General features: G+C 63.0%; 21 protein-coding genes. 11 read left to right on the top strand and 10 right to left on the bottom strand.

Annotation, left to right across the window (positions count from 1 at the left end):
* Positions 1-20 precede the first annotated feature (20 nt).
* Complete coding sequence (gene purN, locus HMI60_RS09810) at positions 21-590, bottom strand: phosphoribosylglycinamide formyltransferase (protein WP_039240237.1); 570 nt, start codon at positions 588-590, stop codon at positions 21-23.
* Positions 591-601: 11 nt separating this feature from the next.
* On the opposite strand from purN, the gene HMI60_RS09805 reads away from it, so the two are divergent.
* The gene (locus tag HMI60_RS09805) at positions 602-1,051 is read left to right on the top strand and encodes a hypothetical protein (RefSeq protein WP_026267087.1); all 450 of its coding nucleotides are present in this window, start codon (positions 602-604) and stop codon (positions 1,049-1,051) included.
* Positions 1,052-1,075: 24 nt separating this feature from the next.
* Here HMI60_RS09805 and HMI60_RS09800 read toward each other — a convergent pair whose 3' ends face one another.
* The 4 genes from HMI60_RS09800 to HMI60_RS09785 form a co-directional block, all read right to left on the bottom strand.
* Complete coding sequence (locus tag HMI60_RS09800) at positions 1,076-2,410, bottom strand: DUF6350 family protein (RefSeq protein ID WP_039240236.1); 1,335 nt, start codon at positions 2,408-2,410, stop codon at positions 1,076-1,078.
* A gap of 716 nt (positions 2,411-3,126) precedes the next feature.
* The gene (locus HMI60_RS09795; RefSeq protein WP_018777203.1) at positions 3,127-3,504 is read right to left on the bottom strand and encodes a hypothetical protein; all 378 of its coding nucleotides are present in this window, start codon (positions 3,502-3,504) and stop codon (positions 3,127-3,129) included.
* Positions 3,501-3,899 (bottom strand): J domain-containing protein, encoded by a 399-nt coding sequence (locus HMI60_RS09790; protein ID WP_055974595.1) that lies wholly within the window; start codon positions 3,897-3,899, stop codon positions 3,501-3,503. Before HMI60_RS09790 ends, HMI60_RS09795 begins: the two co-directional genes overlap by 4 nt.
* Positions 3,900-4,126: 227 nt before the next feature.
* Positions 4,127-4,549 carry an Hsp20/alpha crystallin family protein gene (locus tag HMI60_RS09785; protein ID WP_018777201.1) on the bottom strand — a complete coding sequence of 141 codons (423 nt, stop codon included), beginning with the start codon at positions 4,547-4,549 and terminating at the stop codon, positions 4,127-4,129.
* Between the two features lie 138 nt (positions 4,550-4,687).
* Between HMI60_RS09785 and HMI60_RS09780 the strand changes: the two genes are divergently transcribed.
* The 3 genes from HMI60_RS09780 (at position 4,688) to HMI60_RS09770 (ending at position 7,845) form a co-directional block, all read left to right on the top strand.
* Entirely contained in the window at positions 4,688-5,131 is a 444-nt protein-coding gene (locus HMI60_RS09780) for a MerR family transcriptional regulator (RefSeq protein ID WP_227453697.1), read from the top strand.
* Between the two features lie 162 nt (positions 5,132-5,293).
* Positions 5,294-6,463, top strand: coding sequence for a glycosyltransferase family 1 protein (locus HMI60_RS09775; protein ID WP_055974592.1), 1,170 nt, complete (start codon positions 5,294-5,296; stop codon positions 6,461-6,463).
* Positions 6,460-7,845 (top strand): UDP-glucose/GDP-mannose dehydrogenase family protein, encoded by a 1,386-nt coding sequence (locus HMI60_RS09770; protein WP_193591073.1) that lies wholly within the window; start codon positions 6,460-6,462, stop codon positions 7,843-7,845. Before HMI60_RS09775 ends, HMI60_RS09770 begins: the two co-directional genes overlap by 4 nt.
* 8 nt (positions 7,846-7,853) lie before the next feature.
* On the opposite strand, the gene HMI60_RS09765 is transcribed toward HMI60_RS09770, so the two are convergent.
* Positions 7,854-8,549, bottom strand: coding sequence for a uridine kinase (locus tag HMI60_RS09765; protein WP_193591072.1), 696 nt, complete (start codon positions 8,547-8,549; stop codon positions 7,854-7,856).
* 270 nt (positions 8,550-8,819) lie between these two features.
* Between HMI60_RS09765 and HMI60_RS09760 the strand changes: the two genes are divergently transcribed.
* The 4 genes from HMI60_RS09760 (at position 8,820) to HMI60_RS09745 (ending at position 10,824) form a co-directional block, all read left to right on the top strand.
* Positions 8,820-9,404 (top strand): hypothetical protein, encoded by a 585-nt coding sequence (locus tag HMI60_RS09760; protein ID WP_227453696.1) that lies wholly within the window; start codon positions 8,820-8,822, stop codon positions 9,402-9,404.
* Between the two features lie 75 nt (positions 9,405-9,479).
* A complete protein-coding gene (locus tag HMI60_RS09755) occupies positions 9,480-9,896 on the top strand; it encodes an SRPBCC family protein (protein ID WP_064721972.1) in 417 nt (138 codons plus the stop codon).
* Positions 9,896-10,324, top strand: a complete 429-nt coding sequence (locus HMI60_RS09750; RefSeq protein WP_193591070.1) for a MarR family winged helix-turn-helix transcriptional regulator — start codon at positions 9,896-9,898, stop codon at positions 10,322-10,324. The genes HMI60_RS09755 and HMI60_RS09750 overlap by 1 nt, the downstream gene beginning before the upstream one ends.
* Before the next feature lie 86 nt (positions 10,325-10,410).
* Positions 10,411-10,824 (top strand): hypothetical protein, encoded by a 414-nt coding sequence (locus HMI60_RS09745; protein ID WP_039240223.1) that lies wholly within the window; start codon positions 10,411-10,413, stop codon positions 10,822-10,824.
* A gap of 242 nt (positions 10,825-11,066) precedes the next feature.
* On the opposite strand, the gene HMI60_RS09740 is transcribed toward HMI60_RS09745, so the two are convergent.
* The 4 genes from HMI60_RS09740 to HMI60_RS09725 all read right to left on the bottom strand — a co-directional run bounded on the left by HMI60_RS09740 (position 11,067) and on the right by HMI60_RS09725 (position 16,336).
* Positions 11,067-12,323: an APC family permease gene (locus tag HMI60_RS09740; RefSeq protein ID WP_193591069.1), complete on the bottom strand. Its 1,257-nt coding sequence runs from the start codon at positions 12,321-12,323 to the stop codon at positions 11,067-11,069.
* 72 nt (positions 12,324-12,395) lie between these two features.
* Positions 12,396-14,942 (bottom strand): LuxR C-terminal-related transcriptional regulator, encoded by a 2,547-nt coding sequence (locus tag HMI60_RS09735; protein ID WP_227453695.1) that lies wholly within the window; start codon positions 14,940-14,942, stop codon positions 12,396-12,398.
* Between the two features lie 403 nt (positions 14,943-15,345).
* The gene (locus HMI60_RS09730) at positions 15,346-15,549 is read right to left on the bottom strand and encodes a cold-shock protein (protein WP_011773907.1); all 204 of its coding nucleotides are present in this window, start codon (positions 15,547-15,549) and stop codon (positions 15,346-15,348) included.
* A gap of 232 nt (positions 15,550-15,781) precedes the next feature.
* Complete coding sequence (locus HMI60_RS09725; protein ID WP_193591068.1) at positions 15,782-16,336, bottom strand: hypothetical protein; 555 nt, start codon at positions 16,334-16,336, stop codon at positions 15,782-15,784.
* 176 nt (positions 16,337-16,512) lie between these two features.
* Between HMI60_RS09725 and HMI60_RS09720 the strand changes: the two genes are divergently transcribed.
* From HMI60_RS09720 to HMI60_RS21260, 3 genes are read left to right on the top strand one after another with little or no spacing between them, the layout of a single operon-like run.
* Positions 16,513-16,845: a hypothetical protein gene (locus HMI60_RS09720; protein WP_193591067.1), complete on the top strand. Its 333-nt coding sequence runs from the start codon at positions 16,513-16,515 to the stop codon at positions 16,843-16,845.
* 9 nt (positions 16,846-16,854) lie between these two features.
* The gene (locus HMI60_RS09715) at positions 16,855-18,099 is read left to right on the top strand and encodes an NAD(P)/FAD-dependent oxidoreductase (RefSeq protein WP_193591066.1); all 1,245 of its coding nucleotides are present in this window, start codon (positions 16,855-16,857) and stop codon (positions 18,097-18,099) included.
* A gap of 52 nt (positions 18,100-18,151) precedes the next feature.
* On the top strand, positions 18,152-18,751 hold the full coding sequence (locus HMI60_RS21260) for an HNH endonuclease (RefSeq protein WP_193591065.1): 600 nt from the start codon (positions 18,152-18,154) through the stop codon (positions 18,749-18,751).
* Positions 18,752-18,778: the final 27 nt, after the last annotated feature.

Genomic DNA, 18,778 nt, shown 5'->3' with positions numbered 1-18,778 from the left:
GCGCCCGTGGGTGGGCCGGCTCAGTTGGCTGCGGCGGCGAGCTCGGCGAGGGTCTGGACCAGGAGGCGGCGCTCCACTACCTTGATGCGTTCGTGCAGGGTTTCTTCGGTGTCGTCCGGAAGCACTGATACAGCTTCCTGCGCGATGATGGGCCCTGTGTCCACACCGGCGTCGGCCCAGTGGACCGTGCAGCCTGTGACCTTCACGCCGTAAGCCATGGCGTCGCGGACACCGTGGGCGCCCGGGAAGGCCGGCAGCAGGGCCGGGTGCGTGTTGACGTACTTGCCGCCGAAAGCGTCGATGAAGTCCGCGCTGACAATCCGCATGAATCCTGAGGAGACCACAACATCCGGGCTGTAGGACAGGACCTTGTCCCGCAAGGCAGCATCCCACTCCGCGCGGGTTTCGAACGAGTTGAAGTTCACCACGAACGTCTCAATGCCGGCTTCGTCAGAGCGCTCCACACCGTAGGTATCGGGACGGTCAGCGCCCACAGCGGCGATCTCGACATCCAGTTCACCCGACTTCACGGCGTCGATGACAGCCTGAAGATTGGAACCGGTACCGGAGACAAGGACAACAATGCGCATTGCACTAGCTTATGGGCGGCTCGCGTAGGCTGGAAAACATGAATCCCGACGTCGGCCCCCGGCCGAGCCAGCAACCTCGCTCCGAGGCCGAAAAGTCCGCCCTCGGCGTGACCCAGAACCTCTTCCGCGCTTTCCTTTTGTCGGCTTTGGGCGCGTTCTTTGTGTTCTCCCTGAACGTGAATTACGTGTGGTTGAGTGCCATTCTGACGCTGGCCGCGTTGGTGTTGGGCATCGCGGTTCTGGTGCGGACCGTCAAGTACAAGCACCCGCGGTTGATTCTCTTCGGGACCATTTCAGGCCTGGTGGTGACCGGCGTTATGTGCCTGCTCATCCTGACGTCGGCCCTTTTCTTCAAGCAGGTCAGCACGTACCAGGATTGCGCCCGGTCAGCACTTACGGAGTCCGCGAAGACGCAGTGCCTTACGCAACTTGAGAAGTCCATGCCGGGCTCGCTCAGGTAGCCCAGCACCACCGGACCTGCGCGCTCAGGCGTGCTCGTCGTCGTACGCTGCCTCGTCCAGATTGGCCTCACGCAGCTTCTGGCGGCGTTCCAGCCAGGGCCCGACTGCGTAGCCAATCACGACGCCGATACCCACTTCCGCAGCCAGCCAGACTGCCGTCCACAGCGGGTGGGGCCCGATTTCCGTGAGCCGCCCTATGCCGGCAGAACCGCGCGCGACCCACGCCAGTGCGCCACCAAGCAGGCCCGCGACGGAACCAATGAAAGCGCCCAGGAACAGCGTGGACACGGTGGCCGTGAACCAGCGGGCCTTGATCTTGATGGAAAGCCACTCGTCAAAGTGGTTTTCGCCCTCTCGGAGGAACCACCAGCCGGCCAGGATGCCTGCCACTACCGGCAACGCGAGCGCCATGGCTCCGAAATCCAATTGCCCAGCCGGCAGGCTGCCCAGGATCGGGACCGCCGGAAGTGGTCCCACGGAAGTGCCCAGCGGACCCGCGGTGGAGCCGATGCCCAGTGAGAAGCCGGCTCCCGAGGACCACGACAAAGCGAAGATCACCAGGTTGGGCAGGAAGCCGAGTTGGGCGATCGTGAGCACAGCGCCGCCCAAGGCGCCGGCCTGCAGGCCTTCGTAGACTGCGATGATGTCCGTCCAGTGCCACACAATGGTCACAGCCAACAGCACGGCTGCCAGGCACACGGCGGCCATCGCGGCCACGAAACCGGCCTTCAGTGCTGAGCCGACATACGAGCCGGCCCACCGTGAATGCTGGCTGGTCTTGGAGAGCCAGGCGACGGCGTCGACACCGATCAGGCGGCTCCAGGAACCGGCCTCGCGTCGGGCGCCGACGATCATGCCCAGGCCGAACGAGATCAAGGGGATGGACATGGCCAACCACAGATTGATGACTACTTCGGGTGTGCGGCACACAAATCCGGTGGCTGCGCCGAACGCCGCGTACACAACGAAAGCGCCCAGGAACGCCTGCCACAGCTGATCGGTGTAGGAGGCACGGGCCAAGCGACGGCCGGCACGCCATGCCAGCAGAAACGGGATGAGGGTCAAACCCAGCGGAATCAAAGACAACAGTCCCGACCCCGGCTGCGCAGCCGCGGCGCCAACGTTTACGTGAGCCAGTTCCAGCGGCACCCCGTGGATCAGCAACCAGGCCTGGCCGCCCAGCCGCGCAAGGGTGTCCACGGCGCGGTCCTGGAAACCGTCTGTAGCCCACACTCCGACGAGCGGAAGCACCACAACAATGGCCGAAATGAACGCTGCCTGGGCCGCTTCCAACCCGCCCTGCAGCCAAAGGGGCATAGGGAGGCCACGGTTTCCGGTCTGATCAGCGCGCAGTTTCATCGTGTTCAATCGTGCCACGACGAGCCGCTCTCCCCCGTCAGGCGCCCCTGAAATACCGCGAATTTCAGCGCTTTTTCCTGCTGGCCGCCGTAAGATGGGAGGTGTTCTCCCGGGGCAGACCACCACCCCCTGACTGACATTGAAGCCCGGAAACAAACCGAAGCCGGGAACTAGGAGCGGCCAATGGATAGGTGTCACAACTTTTAACAGAAAGTCGTACTAGCAGCTGGTGCAGCCGCCTTGGAATTCTTTCCCAGGCTGCACCAGCCTTCTTTTGCCCACGCGCTCTTTCACCGAGGGGTTGGCTCTCAGCACTTTGGGGGCGCACCTTTCGCCGAGGGGTTGGCTCTCAGCACTTTGGGGGCGCACCTTTCGCCGAGGGGTTGGCTCTCAGCACTTTGGGGGCGCACCTTTCGGTCGAAACCTCGCCCCTCGCGGAAACCACGACGGCGGGCGGCCGGGTTGGGGCGGCCACCCAACCTGCCCTGCGCCAACCTTCCCGACCTGTGCCACGCAAACGGATTGATGCCACCCAAATTTGGGTGTCGTCAATGCGTATCCATGGCTGCTATCGGTTTGCGCGTCATGAACGGTCAAAGCTGGCAGCGGCGTCGGCTCTCACCTCGCCGAGGGGTTGGCTCTCGGCACTTTGCAAGCACACCTTTGGGTCGAGACCTAACCCCTCGCGGCCACCCACAAGACGCTCGAACGCTCACTCACAGCTGCGGGCCGTAGATGAACTCCTTGGCATGATTGACGGCCTTCTTGAAGGCGTCGTTGCGAAGTGTCACCTGCTCCTGGTTGGCGCCTCCTTTTGGTTCCACGAACGTGGTGGGTCCGGGGCGCAGCATCCAGATGTCACCTGCCGGCGGCAAATAGAACACCCCGAAGGAGCGATGCTCTGGATCGTCGGTCCAGATGGGGACGACGGCGACCGCGGCACCGGTGTCCGGGTTGATCCACTGCGCCCGGGGAAGGGGTTGTTCGTGGACTTCCGGGTCCAGGAACGGCGCTGTCCCCCTGCCCCAGCGTTGTTCGAACCGCTCGTAGAACGCGGGGATGATGTGGCCGTCATACGGACGCCAAGCACTCATGGATTACTCCTTGGTGTTCTCAGGTTTCTGGACGAAGGTTCCCAACGGGTGGGCCCAAAGGTGAGCGGTGACTGCTCGCCGCTCGTCCCAGGCCGTGGTTCGCGCCTGTGCACCCGGACCTTCACGGGTGTTCCGCCGGCACCAACAATGGATCCACTCCGCCGCGCCCGATCGTATGCCGCCCGCTTTCCTGGGTCCGACAACACGACGTACGCCTGCATGATGGCGTGCAGTTCCTGGAGGTCGGCCGCGGAGGTGGTGTCGCCGTCGTCGACCTTTTGGCGGGTGTCCGGGTGGTGGGTTCGCAGCAGTGCGCGGTAGGCGCGGGTGATTTCACGCGCCGTCGCGTCCGGCGGCACGTGGAGGGTGGCGTAGTAGTCGGGTTGCGTACTCACTGCGGGTTCCGGTTCATGCTGCGGATCAGGCGATGGCCCCCGGCCTGGGCCGGGGGCCATCAATCGGGAGACGACGGGCGGGGGTCGCTTTCATGTGCGCTAAGAAACGCTGTGACGTGGCACGAAGCCTGCGCCCGACTTTTCCGATGCGGCCGCCTCCGTCGTTCCCGGTCGCTGCCCTGCCGGTCGGCCACCCCCGGGTGAGCCTTCCGGCAGGACGGACTGGATTATGCGTTGATCTCCTGCCTCTGCCCATTGGAGGTGATTTCAATGCGCCGTGGCTTGGCCTTTTCGGCGACGGGGATGCGGAGTGTGAGTACCCCGGCGTCGTAGCTGGCCTGGACGCCATCGGTGTCCAAAGTGTCACCCAGGATGAGTTGCCGGCTGAAGACACCCTGCGGGCGCTCGGCGGCAATCATCTCCGTGTTCTCGCCCGCGGGCGACTTCCGTTCTGCCTTTACCGTCAGGACGTTCCGTTCGACATCCAACTCCACCGAATCAGGGCTTACGCCAGGCAGATCGAAGGCAACAACGAATTGTCCGTCCTCCTGCCATGCATCCATCGGCATTCCGGCCGGGCGTGCTGTTGTGCCAAAAACCTGTTGGGCGAGCCTGTCGAATTCGCGGAACGGGTCAGTGCGCATCAGCATTGGGTTCTCACTCCTTTGGTTTTGATGCTGATTCTGTTAGGTTCCAGCCTGTTCGATCTGTGTTGGCTGGTATAGATTTTTTATAGCACTGGTGAGAGAGTGGTGCAAGTAGCTTTTTGGAAGATTTCGGAGGTTCTAATGGCGGTTTCGGATCGCGCGACTGCTGCCCAGGAGCACGACGGCGGCCTGCCCACCCCAGCGTCCGACGGCGGCACTGATGGTGGCCGGGACACGCAAGGGGTCTATGCGATCTCAGTTGCCGCGGAACTGGTGGGAACCGGGCAGCAGAACATCCGGCAGTACGAGCGCAAGGGTCTGCTCACCCCCGAGAGGACCGACGGCGGCACGCGCCGCTACAGCGAAAACGACCTGACCACACTGCGCCGGATCGGGGTGCTCCTGGACGAAGGACTGAACCTGGCCGGTGTGAAGCGGGTACTGGAGTTGGAGGAGGCCAACCGCGGGCTGAGCGAGGACAACCGTGGGCTGAGTGAGCACAACGAGGAACTCCGCGCGGACAACCGTGGGCTGCGGAAGGATTTGAAGCGGGCGCGGGGTGGGCGACCAGCCGAACATCAGTAAGTCGCTTCCGGCATTCCTACTCCCAGTGCGAGTGTTTTCTTCAAGACTCCCCCTGCTTGCTGCGAGTCGGAGACCAGCCCAACCCACCTGTTAACCCACTCTTCCCGCACAGGCCACCCCCGCGCACCCAGTAAGCCACCCGCCGCGACCACCGTTGAAGGCGTGAGGATCGCAATCGTCGCCGAATCATTCCTGCCACTGATGAATGGGGTCACCCACTCGATACTGCGGGTGCTGGAGCATCTGCAGGAGCGCGGGGATGAGGTGATGGTGATCGCGCCGTCGACCTCGGACACTGATGTTTCGAGCGTCGAGAAGGGCGCGTATGTGCACCGGCTTCCCTCCGTGCCGCTGGCCGGTTACACGAATGTGCGGGTGGCGTTGGGTGGTGTGAATCGGGTCAAGCGAATCCTTGCCGATTTCGCGCCCGACGTCGTTCACCTCGCCTCCCCTTTCGTCCTCGGCTGGCGCGCCGTGCAGGCCGCCCACCAACTCGGCATCCCGACGGTCGCGATCTACCAAACCGAAGTTCCCAGCTACGCGGGCCGTTATGGCGTGCCGTTCCTGGAGAACTGGGCCTGGAACCGCGTGGACAACATCCACCTCCTGGCCACCCGGACGCTGGTGCCGTCCACGTTCGCGCTGAACCAGTTGCGCGGACGCGGCATCCTTCGCGTGGACATGTGGCGGCGCGGTGTGGATACCGCGCGCTTCAATCCCGCGAAACGTTCGACGGCGTGGCGCAGCAAAGTAGCACCTGACGGTCAGCGCATCATCGGCTACGTCGGCCGGCTCGCCGTCGAGAAGCAGGTGGAGGATCTCGCCGTGCTGGCGGATGTGCCGAACACCAAGCTGGTCGTCGTCGGCGATGGCCCGCAGCGCGAAGCTCTCCAAGCCGCGCTTCCCAACGCCCATTTCGCCGGTTTCCTCGGCGGCGAAGCCCTGGCGGAGGCCGTCGCCGGTTTCGACCTTTTCGTCCACCCCGGAGAGTTCGAGACGTTCTGCCAAACCATCCAGGAAGCCATGGCGTCGGGCGTTCCGGTGGTGGCCACGGGTCGCGGCGGCCCCTTGGACCTGGTGGAAAACTCCCGCACCGGCTGGCTGTACGAGCCCGGAAACCTCACCCAGCTCCGCGCCTACGTCCAGGACCTAATGGGCGACGACGCCAAGCGCCGCGCGTTCGCAACGGCAGCTGCCGCTTCGGTCCAGGGCCGGACGTGGCCGGTGCTCAGCGCCGAGCTGGTCCGTCATTACAACGAAGTCATCTCCGGCGTGCCCAGCGAAACAACCGGCCCCTCGGAACTCACCTCAAGCAAAGGACCCTCCTCATGAAGATCTCCGTGATCGGCTGCGGCTACCTCGGGGCAGTCCACGCTGCAACTCTGGCGTCCATGGGCCACACCGTGGTGGGCATCGACGTTGATGCCGCCAAAGTGGAGCAGCTCAACAAGGCGCTGGCCCCGTTCCATGAACCGGGTCTGGATGAGCTCCTGAAGGATGGCCGCACCACAGGCCGGCTCTTGTTCACCACGGATTTCGCGGCTGCAGCGGACGCGCAGGTGCACTTTCTCTGCGTGGGTACCCCGCAGTCCAAGACCTCGGACACCGCGGACCTCTCGTACCTGATGGGCGCCACGAAGAGCCTCCTGCCGCACTTGGCGAAGGGCGCCGCCGTCGTCGGTAAATCGACTGTGCCGGTAGGCACGGTGGAAACGCTTCGCACGGTGCTGACCCGACGCTCTGACGTCCTGCTCGGCTGGAATCCGGAGTTCCTGCGGCAAGGCACCGCGGTGAAGGACTCGCTGGTGCCCGATCGGCTGGTGTATGGGGTTCCGGGTGGCAAGGGCGCCGCTGCGGGCGCGCCCGTCACCGCCGTGCTGGATGCGGTATACGAACCTCTGATCTGCGCCGGCATCCCGCGGCTGGTCTGCAACTTCGCGACTGCGGAGCTGATCAAGTCGGCGTCGAACGCGTTCCTGGCCACGAAGGTCAGCTTCATCAACGCGATGGCCCAGCTGTGCGACGCGTCGGGCGCGGACGTGAGTGAGTTGAGTGAGGCGATGGGCCTGGATCCTCGTATCGGCAACCGCTACCTGCACGCTGGGCTCGGCTTCGGTGGCGGCTGCCTGCCCAAGGACATCCGCTCCTTCCGGGCCCAGGCGCGTGAATTGGACGTACCGTCCGTGGATGAGTGGATGGCGTTGGTGGATTCAGTGAACCTGGACCAGCGTTCCCGCGCGGTGGAGGTGGCCCGCGAAATGTGCCGCGGTTTCCTCTCCGGCCGCACCGTCACGATCCTCGGCGCCGCCTTCAAACCGGACACGGACGACATCCGCGACTCCCCCGCCCTGGACGTCGCCCAGCAACTCGCCGACGCCGGCGCCCACGTCACCGTCACCGACCCCAAAGCCATCAACAACGCGTGGATCCGCTACCCGCAGATCCGTTTCGAGGCCTCCACCAAACGCGCCCTCGATGGCGCCGAACTGGTGCTGCTGCTCACCGAATGGGACGAGTACGTCGCGTTGTCGCCCTCTGTTGCCGGTTCACTGGTACGACGCCGGATGGTGCTGGACGCTCGAAACGTCTTGGACGCGGAGGCCTGGCGGGGCGCCGGGTGGACGGTGCGCGGCTTGGGTACGGGCGCGTCAGTGGTTGTCGACGAGGAAGGCACCACCGGCGGTGCCGACCGGAAGCGGCACGCGCGGGCGTAGCCGGCTGATCAGCGCTGCCGCTGTGCGGCCTCTGTTGCAGACAGCAGCCGCGGCTGTTCGGGAAGAGTGTTGTCGACAACCCGTGAGGCGCGCATCCATGGCCGGCTCTCTTCAAAGTAGAGCCGCTGCCCACCAACGTAGCGGCGCATAGAGGGGTGTTCAGGGTCCGGGTTGCTGCCATCCCTGACGGACATGCGCCTGGCCGTTTCCGCGAAGGGAACATCGAGGAAAACGGAGTAGTCCCAGTGGCCGGCCATCCGGTCGCGGTGGAGGAACATTCCCTCCACCAGGATGATCGCATCGGACGGCGCCTTCCGGGGTTCGGGGTGTAGCGGCACATCCTTTCGGACATCCGCAGCTGCCGGACGATACACGCCGTCGCCGCCCTTCCCGAGCGGGGTGAGGACGTACTTTTCGAGCGCGTCGTAGTCATATGTGTCCAGCCAGAATCCCTCGGGCGATGCCCGGCCCCGGCGGTGTCGGACTTCCTGAAGATTGAGGAAATCATCTACGTGAATAATCAGGACCGGGCGGGCCTGGGACAACGTAAGCGCTTCCGACAACCCCTCGGCGAAGGTTGATTTGCCACTGCCATCCACGCCGTCGATGCCAACGAGCTGCCGTCCAGCCCCGAGTGCCTGCAAGTCCGCTGCCAAGAGACGGAAAAGCCCAGCCTTTCCCATGGTCTCGTTCTCCCCAAGCATCCACCCATGGTTGCACAGGCCAGGCTCAGCCATGTGGCACGTAATATGCGACTTTTTCACTCCCGCCCTTAAGGCGGGTGTTATGGTCGCAGCACGCGCCATCGCATCGGCGCACTAAAAGGGGGCATTACGTTGCAAAAACAATTTTCGCGCGCCGAAAAACAGTCAGCATCCAGCCGGAGTACTCGGCCCAAAGCACTTGGCATCGCGGCCATGGGATCACTGTTCATTCTGTTGACGGCCTGCGCACCGGTTGGAACTGCCAGCTCAGTGAGCAGCTCCAGCGGGTCGCCGGCCACCACCGCATCACCAAAGCCCACGCCAACACCCAGCAAGATCTCGGGCACGTCCTGTTCTGCGGAGAAAAAGACCCAGGTTCTGGCAGGCGAGACGTACGTGTGCGCCGTTGATCAGACCGGAAAACTGACGTGGTTGGATTCAGCCACAGCACAGGCACTGAATGACCAGCGTGCCGCGTCGGCCAAGGCAGTGGCGGATAAGGCAGCTGCAGACAAGGCGGCAGCTGACCAAGCCGCAGCGGTAAAAGCAGCAGCGGACAAGGCGGCCGCAGACAAGGCGGCTGCCGACCAGGCAGCTGCAGCGAAGGACGCGGCCGACAAAGCTGCAGCCGACCAAGCGGCCGCGAACGCGGCACCCAAGGCGGTTCCCGTCGCGCCGGCACAAAGCCAATGCGACCCGAACTATGCCGGTGCCTGCGTGCCGATTGACTCCGACGTCGACTGCGCTGGCGGCAAAGGCAACGGTCCCTCATACGTCCGAGGCCCTGTGACTGTGATCGGTTCGGACATCTACGGCCTGGACAACGACCACGATGGCATCGGCTGCGAAAAGTAAATCCTCGCGCTCCATGGACAAGATGATCTATGCACAGATAGTCTGTACATAGATCATCTTCCAGAGGAGGCAGCCATGTGGGACTACGAACACAGCGTTGAGACCGGCGCGGCACAACAGGACATCTGGCGCCTGTGGGCCGACGTCGAAAGTTGGGGCGACTGGAACGCCGAGATCGAGCGGATCGAGATCGACGGCCCCTTCGCTGAGGGCGCGACCATCCTGATGACACCTCCGGGCGAGGACCCCATCGCGCTGCAGCTCGCCGAGGTGGTGCCGGGTGAGCTCTTCGTTGACGAAGCGCGATTCGACGGCTTGCTGCTGCGGACCACCCACCGCATCGAAAAGCTCGACGGCGGCCGCGTCCGGGTTACCTACCGGATGGAGATCTCCGGCGCCGGGGCAGACGATATCGGTCCCGGGATTGGACCTGGTATCACGGCAGATTGGCCCGAGACTATGGCTTCCCTCGTCGAACACGCACAGCTCTGATGCCGCTCAGCCCCGGCGAAAGTCCAGGATTCCTGCTGTGGCACGCCACTCTTCGCTGGCAACGTGAGGTCGCGGCGGCCCTGGCCCCGCACGGCATCACCCACGTGCAGTTCGTCCTGTTGGCGTGCACCTGGTGGCTCAACAAAGAGGGCGGCCATCCCAATCAGCTGGCCGTAGCCCGTCAGGCCGGCACCGATGTGAAGATGGCGTCGCAGGTTCTGCGCACATTGGAACAGAAGGGCCTCATCGAGCGCGAAGTGGACCCTGCGGACACGCGGTCCAAGCGGCTGCGAGTCACAGCGGCGGGGGCAGAGCTGGCCCCGCTTGCCATTGCCGCCGTTGAACTCGCCGATGCCCACTTCTTCGGACCTGCTTCCGGCGGTGACATGGTCCCCCTGTTGAAGCGGTTGGCGCATCCGGAGGATTAGCCGGCGGTATTTCGCGTCATGGGTCCGCAGTTCGTCGCACTACCCCTATGCCGGGGGTAGGGCCGACGAACGACGAGGATTTTCCAGTGATTACGCACTTCTACCCTGCAGCCCTTCGAATACTCACGAGCATCGTTGCTGTCTGTTCTGCGGTGTCGGCTACCCTCCTGGGAATGGCTCCACCCCCGGAAGGCCTGAAGGTACTTGATCCCGCGGACCTGCGGGCTACCGCGGTTGTGCTCACCATGGCATTGGGTGTGGTGGCGCCGGTAGCCGCCTTGGTAATGGACCCGTTGAGGTGTTTGCTGCTGAAAGCGGGAGTGTTTGCGGCGTCCGGATTCGGCAACGCCATGATGCTCAGTCCGTTGCTGGTTGTTCCCTTCCAGGAGACTCCCGCCGTGCTGGCGGTGATGTGTTCCCTTGCCATGACCCTCGCCAGCATCGTCACGTTCATGGAATCCGTTGAGCGCAGGAATGCCCGACGACGTGCCAACACCTAGAGCGGCCACACCCAACACCTAATTTCATGCTCTTTGCGAACTAAACCGCGCCCAGGACCACCTAGTTTCGGGGTTTCGATACCTAGGGCCGGAAATCCGGCCATATGGTTCTTTTGTGCCTCCGGAGCAGGGATCCCGGTGTCCGGCGGGTAACCCCACCTGCTCCAGACGTAGGCGGCACTACGGCACGGCTCCACCCCACTACCCCCGGTGGAGTCGTGCCCAGCCGGACCTCATTACACTTAGGTCCGGTTTCGGCGGAGCCGCAAAAGGCGGTAGATGATCCCCGCCGCGAACATCAGCACACCAAGCCCCACGGAGAGCGGCGGCAACGTCATCACCAGACCCACGCAGGCCACAGCGCCAGCCACCTGAAAAAACTTGGGATATCGGCGGTCTTCCTGCGGTTGGGTGTACGCGGCCACATTGGCCACCAGGTAGTAGAGCAGCACACCGAAGGACGAGAACCCAATGGCGCCCCGGAGGTCCGCCACTGCGATCACGAGGCACACCACAACGGCCAAGGCCGTTTCTGCCCGATGCGGGACCTTGTACTTGGGGTGCACGGCAGCCAGCCATGGTGGTAGGTCACGTTCCCGGGCCATCGCCAGGCTGGTGCGTCCGAGGCCCGCAATCAAGGCCAGCAGCGCCCCCAACGAGGCCACGGCCGCGCCGACTCGAACCACCGGAGCCGCCCACGCCACCGAGCCTGTCGCTACGGCGTCGGCCAGTGGCGTCGGTGTCCCGGCTACCCCCTGCGGACCGAGCACTCCGAGCAAGGTAATCGCAATGACGGCGTAGATGACAATGGTGATTCCCAGCGCGATGGTAATTGCCCGGGGGATGGTCCGCCGGGGGTCACGTACTTCCTCGCCCATGGTTGCGATTCTGGCGTAGCCGGCAAACGCAAAGAACAGCAGGCCGGCCGATTGGAGGACGCCGTACCAGCCGTGTGCCAGGAGCCCCTCGCCCACAATGTTCCCGAAGTCCGGGCCGGAACCACCCCAGACTGCTGCAATAGCGATCGCCAAGGCACCCAGCACGGCAACCACGAGCACCCGGGTAAGGCCCGCGGTTCGGGTCACGCCGTGATAGTTCACGGCGGTCAGAAGTACGACGGCGGCGATCGCCACCGGCCGCTCCCAGCCCTGCGGTGCGGCGTAGGCGGCGAAGGTCATTGCCATCGCGGCGGCACTGGCCGTTTTGCCGATGACGAACCCCCATCCGGCAAGGAACCCGGGCCATTGGCCGAGCCGTTCACGACCGTAAATGTAGGTGCCACCGGAAGTGGGGTACCTCGCCGCGAGCTGCGCAGAGGAGGTGGCGTTGCAGAAGGCCACGAATGCCGCCAAAACCAGCCCGATCAACAAGCCTGATCCGGCTGCTGCGGCTGCGGGGGTGAAGGCCGCGAAGACGCCGGCTCCGATCATGGATCCCAAGCCGATAAGGGAAGCGTCGAAGGTACCTAGGCGTCGGGCCAACGTGGGTGGCTGGTTCACAAGAGCCCTTTCAGCAGCTGCCACGGCACTTATGTAAGTGCCATGGGAGGGACGCTGACAGCATATCCAGTGTCACTCGGGCGGCAGTGAATTTCTGGCCAGGATGAAGAGACGATTGCGCGAAGTTGCGCCGGTCTTTCGCAGAGCGTTGGAAATGTGGTTCTCCACGGTCCTGGCACTGATTCCAAGTTGTTCAGCAATCTCCACATTCGAGCGGTACCCGGCCAGCAAGGCTATTTCGGTTTCCCTGTCCGTGAGGAGCATTGACTTCACCGCAATGAAGGAGACCGGTTCGAAGGCTGCCGGGAATCGGGCCGCGAACAGTGATGACTCCCCCGCGAGGACTTCCGCAGTGTCTGAGTCGCCGTCCAGAACATGACGTTTGAGGCCGCCCTGGAGCAACATGCCAACCTGGTAGAGGTCGATGTCCGGTTCGTAGTGCTTCAACAAACTGCTGAGCGTCTTGTGGTCTCCCTCCACCACAGCAGTTGCGATGGCCAGGAACTGTTCATGAACGGTGATGTTGCTTTCCCTGAGGATCCTTTTCAGCAGGTCCAGCACCGGGCGAGCCGGACTCAGGCAGGTGCACAGCAGCGCCGTCATCATTCCTTCCAGTACGTAACCGCTCTTCAGCTGCCGGTTGATCAGTTGTAAGGCGCGGCGGTCAAATCCCGCCGGCCGAGTGTTGCTGCCGGCGACCAGTGCGTAAGTCCCCTTACCCACACCAGGCAACGGACCGACGTCGGGCACTTCCGTCCGCGCCTGAGTGGCGATGGATAGTTCCGGCGCCGCCGAAGACGTGGCGTGCCGCAGGCCCGCAAGGCGCAGCATGGCGTCGTAAAGTACGTCCACCACAAAGCCCGGCCGGCCCATCGCAAACACGCTGCTCATCAGGTATTCGGCTTCCTCGAAGTAGCCGCGGTAGAGCAGCCCGTGGACCGCGATGTAACTGCTGCTGACCACTCCGAACTGGTCGAGGTTCTTACGGGCTTCGGCACGCCAGTCCAGTGCGAACACCAGCGATTCGTCGATCTTGCCACTGGCAAAGAGGGAAAAGCCGGTGATGAATGGCCGTAGGTGCGGGAAGGTCTCGTCGTCTTTTGTGTCCTTGATGACTTCCAGGGCCATGGTCGGATTGAGGCGGTAAAGATGCATAAGGCCCTCGATCAACTTGCCGATCCCCGGCACCTGGCCTGTTCCCGACTCAAGCCGGGCCATGGGGACGCGGCTGTGGGATCCGCTGAAAAATAGAATGGCGGCGTCCGCACCAAATTTTAGTCCTGGATGTGTTTCACCCAAGTTCTTCAGGATCCCAACGGCCGAGTTCAATCCCCTGCCCGTGTTGATGGCGAGGAGGGCCTTGGAGATGGTGAACAGCAGCAGGTCCGAAGGGTCGGCGTCGTGGGTTGATGTTTCCGTGCAGACGCGCTGGGCGCGCTTCACATCCACAGGTGCGCCCCAATAGATGCGCAACAGCGCAGCCGCATTGGCGACAGACTTTTCGGCTTCCCACCGTTCAAAGCGGGCGCGCTCACGGACCGTGCTGTGTTCATGAAAGTGCCTGGCCGTAACGGCGTCGTCGCTGCTGCGCTCTCGGCGGAGTGAGGCGAGCACACGGGAGAGGCAGTCTGCGGTGGTGAAGGTGTCGGCAGCCGCTGGCGTTGACTCCAGCACACCAGCGATTCTGCTCCGCAGCAGGTGCCTGTCCCGTAGGGACTTCTGCCCGTTGAAGTAGTCTGCGACCACAGGCGGGCTGACCGCCGCCGTGGCGCCGTTGTGGTGATCGTCCATGACGGACAGCAGGCCCTTGCGCTCAAGCGCATCCAGCACGTCGGGGTGCACGATCTTCTGAAGGACATCGATACGGGCCGTACCCAGAATGGCCATGGTGTTCAACCCCGTAAACTCGTCCGCGGTGAGCTCCGCCAACAACCCCTCGATGGTTCCGCGGAGATGATCGCTCCAAAGCGTCTCACCGGTCATGCGCCACAACCCACCACGCCTGACCAACAGATCGCTCAGTGAGGCGGTCTCTGCGATCTTCACGATGAGGCGAGGGTTGCCGGCCGCCTTGGTCAGAATCCGCGCTGTCGTGTCAGCATCGGCTGATCCGCCCAGCACTTGGGAGAGCAGGGTGTGGACTTGCTCGTAGTGAAGAGGGTCCAGCTGGAGGACGGCTTCCCGCCCGTGGTTGAGGACAGCTAGTTGGCTCTCGGAGAAGGTGACGTTCTCGGGTGCCGTGGCAATCAACGGGCTGCTCGAACGGCCGCGGACAGCTTCAAGAACAGCCAAGGATTCGTCGTCAACGAAATGGATGTCATCCAGGATCAGGACATGTTTGCCACTCATGGCCAGGTGACTTGAAAGGACATCAGCCAGATCCAACACCCCGCTGCGGCCTGGCCGCAGATCGAGTCCAAGGCTCTTGATGGCCGAGAAGGGGATGTTCCTGTGTGTACGGAGACCTTCGATGACATGGACCATCGCTCCGGATTTCTCCAGGCTTGCGATGACGTTGCGCACCACCGTGCTTTTGCCGCTGCCGGGTACCCCAACGATGCGCACACCAATGCCGTGCGCTACATAGTCCAGGACACGCTGGACCTCTACATCGAACACCCGATCCAACCTTCTGCTTCTGTGCATGACCGACATTCGGCTCACCTCGCAGGTTAGATCTTGAACAGCGGACTAGGTGTTGAAAATGGCTTGCACAGGCGAGATCTGCCAAATCTAGGTGATGATTTGGGTCGATTCAGGTGGTGAGCGGCATCAACTAGGTGGTGGCGGCGGAGTTCGCGCTGGTGTTTGGTGTTCGGGCAGATCATCGGTACCCCTTGCGTCGTGGTCTCTTGCTACCGACGCTACGGTCTGCGTTGGATGAATTACATTGGTGTAATTCGCTATGTGGATATGTATTCGAATCCACTCTCCATCGGTAGTAGACATCTTCTATCCGGGGAGCGACAAAAAAAAGCAGGGCCGGTCAGTGACCGGCCCTGCTTTTTGCGTTATCCGAAGACTAGATAGCCTGGATGTTTACTGCCTGGGGACCCTTGGGGCCCTGCTCGACGTCGAAGGAAACCTTCTGGTTCTCTTCGAGGGAGCGGTAACCCGAGGAGTTGATCGCAGAGTAGTGAGCGAAAACGTCCTGGCTGCCATCTTCAGGAGAGATGAAGCCGAAGCCCTTTTCGGAGTTGAACCATTTCACGGTACCTGTAGCCATTTTTTCAGTCCTTACTGAAGGTGGAGATTCTCCCGACTTTCGGGTCTCCGGTGTGGGGTGTTCTCCACCGTTACTTCAGAAGGTCACGATCCAGATGGATCATGGGGACTGCCTGAACTACCAAATGCCAAACACAACAACACCATCAAGTCTACAGAGTTCTGAGCAGATAGCTAGTGCTGGGAAATGTTTTATCCATCGGATGTGCCGGATTGGCCTGGAATCGGCTGATTTATGGTCCCTGAGGTGCCTGTGCAGCGGCTGATTCCGGAGCTTCCTGCTGAAGTTTCCCGTCGGTGCCCCGGGCCCAGTGACGTCCGTCGCTGTCCATGAACGTCACGTTGCCCATGTAGTCGACATTCCCCGGAAGGGGTTCGCAGACATGGCTCGCGTCGATGTACGTTGGCCAGCGATCCTGATGGCTGAAGAAGTAGCGACCGGGAGGGATAATCTTGGCGGTCGCCTTGATCGCCGGGATCGGGACGCCTTTCCGGGTGACGCCTTCGGGCCGCTCAAGGGTCAGCCGGAAGATCGGTGCCTCACTGGAGTTGACCAGCTCAATCCCCCACTGCTCTTTGCCCTGGTACTTCTTGCTGACGGGCCAGAAGGCAATCCGCCCGGCCTGGCGCCGCTCCGCCGTCGTTATTGCTCTTTCGTCCCGTTCTGCCTCCAAGCGGCGCATCCGCTGGGACTCCTCCACCGTCTGCCGCGAATGGCGTGCTGCCTTGGCGACGAAGAACAGCGCCGTAGCTGTAGCCAGCGCCCCAATAATCTGCGCTATATCCACCCAAAAATCCATGCCCAGCCTTTCCGAGATCCGCCTTCGCGTGCCCTTCCTCTGATACAAGGCACCTCTTGTATGTGATCCGAGCCGGCCGGATATGACGGCGTTCGCGTCACGACCCGGCCTCAGCCCGCACTTCTCCTAAAGGAACACTGCGAGCGCCCAGGGGGCCAGTCACATTGAGTACCACCGAGATCCCGCCTGGCGGATCGTTGTCCGATCACGCGCATCCCAAGAGTCCTTGGAGCAGTAATTTGCTGCGGAACTTCGACCTCGAGGTCATCATTGAGATCTCTGGATGCGAGCGCAGCGCCTCACGCCTGCTGCGCGGGGAGCCGTTGTCCGGAGTCGACGTCGGACCTCTCGCCATGGCGAATCATGCCGCCCTGCACATGGGCTACCTGCCCCTGTTCGAGCTGGGCGGCAAGGCGCCGTCCGTTGCTCCCGGTGTGGAGGATGTGCTCCGCAAAGTTCTCCCCAACGCACTGTTCCCAAGGGGTGGCCGGGCGTAAAGTCCACCCATGGGACGCATCCCGGAAACCGTCGTTATCGGCGCAGGCCAAGCCGGCCTGACGACGAGTTATTGGCTCACGCAATTCGGCGTGGAGCATCAACTCCTGGAGCGACGCGACACTTTGGGTGGCGCTTTTCAGGATCGTTGGGACGGCTTCTACATGAACACGCCCAACCTTTCGCTGGACCTTCCGGGGATGCCGTTCGACGACGGCGACCGTGACGCCTTCATCCCCCGCGACGCCGCCGTGAACCTTTTCAGGCGATACGCGGAGCTGATTGCGGCACCAGTGCACACGGGCGTTGACGTGACCCGGTTGTCCGTTTCTCCGGAGGGCGGGTTCCTGATCGAGTCCTCCCAAGGGAGCCTGCGAGCCCGGAACATCGTCCTGGCCACGGGTGCCTATCAGGTGCCCAAGGTTCCTGCTGTCGCCGCGAACCTCCCCGCCGCCGTGACCCAGCTGCACACCCACGATTACCGTAATCCGGAGCAGCTGCCCGATGGCGCCGTGTTGATCGTAGGGACCGGCCAGTCGGGCGGTCAGGTCGCCGAGGAGCTGCACGACGCCGGCCGCGACGTCCACCTCGCCATCTCCGTCGTTCCCGAAGCCCCTCGCCGCTACCGAGGCCAGGACCTCATCTACTGGATGCTCGAGACCGGCAAACACGGACCTGACTACGGCGTCAACGCACTCACCCGTGAGGCACTACCCTCCCCCGCGTTGCGGTTTGCGCCCAATCCCCTGCTTTCCGGTACCGACGGCGGCCACAGCATCCACCTCCGCGAACTCGGCCGCCGCGGCATACACCTGCACGGTCACCTTGAATCAGTCGACGACGGCGTCATCACCTTCAGCGACGACCTCCCCGAACGCCTCGCAGCCGTTGAGTCCGCGTTTGGACAGCGTTCAAGCAAGGCGATTGATGCGTATATTGCGGCAGCGGGGATCGATGCACCGGAGCAGGCGACTGCGGAAACGGATGACTGGTTGCCTGCGGAGCCTTCACGGGTGAGCCTTGCGGAGGCGGGCATCACTTCCGTGTTGTGGGCTTCCGGATACAAGCTGGACTTTGGGTTTGTGGACCTGCCGCTGGTGGATGAGTGGGGCTATCCGAAGCACTCACGGGGAGTAACGGAGTTTCCCGGGCTGTATGTGGTGGGGCTGCCGTGGTTGACCCGGCACTATTCGTCGATAGTTGGTGGCGTGGGGCTGGACGCGGAGTACGTGGCGGGGCGGGTTGCCGGGGATTGACGGACGCCCCGGCCTGCCGATAAACGGAGTGCGTTGCTGCTAATGTCACGGCATGACCGAGGGCCAGTCATTTCGATCTGAATTGCGGCGCATCTATTGGACGCGCCAATCCCTTCGGCTGCTCGTCCTTGTCTCCGGGGTCTGGCTGTTTGCGGCCGCTTACCTGTCGTTTACAACCCCGCGGGCCCTCGGCAACTTCGGTACTGGCTCACTCGAAAACGTCCTACAGGAAGTCTTTGGCGGGTTATGGACCGCCGTCGGAATGCCTGCTGCATTCGTTGTGATGTTGCTGGTTGTGGCTATCATGCTGCGGACGAGCGACGTTCGTCGTCGTGATCCGCAACGTCGGTTCACGCGGTACCAGCGTTGTGAAGGAATGCTGCGGGCTGGCGGAATATGTGAACTGGAATCGGGTTACGGGAGGCGCTGCAGCCGAGCTGCGGAACACGGAGATCATTTCTATCCATGGTCCAAAGGTGGAGCCACCTCGCTCCGGAACTTCGTGGCTGCCTGCAGTCACTGCAATCGGCATAAAGGCGCCAGTATTCCAAGCCCTGGGCTATTGACGCGCCTCGAGCGACGGCGGGCTTCGTATATTGGGACTGGTGATGCGGTTACGGTGGGCGAACGACGAAGGCTCCAACCTACGTAACTTATCGCCACGTCAGGCTCTCGCGGC

The sequence above is a fragment of the Paenarthrobacter sp. YJN-D genome (genome assembly GCF_015040335.1).
GTDB classification, from domain to species: Bacteria; Actinomycetota; Actinomycetes; order Actinomycetales; family Micrococcaceae; genus Arthrobacter; species Arthrobacter nicotinovorans.
Note: the sequence above shows the minus strand (reverse complement) of the source record. Positions and strands in the feature narration are given on the sequence as shown.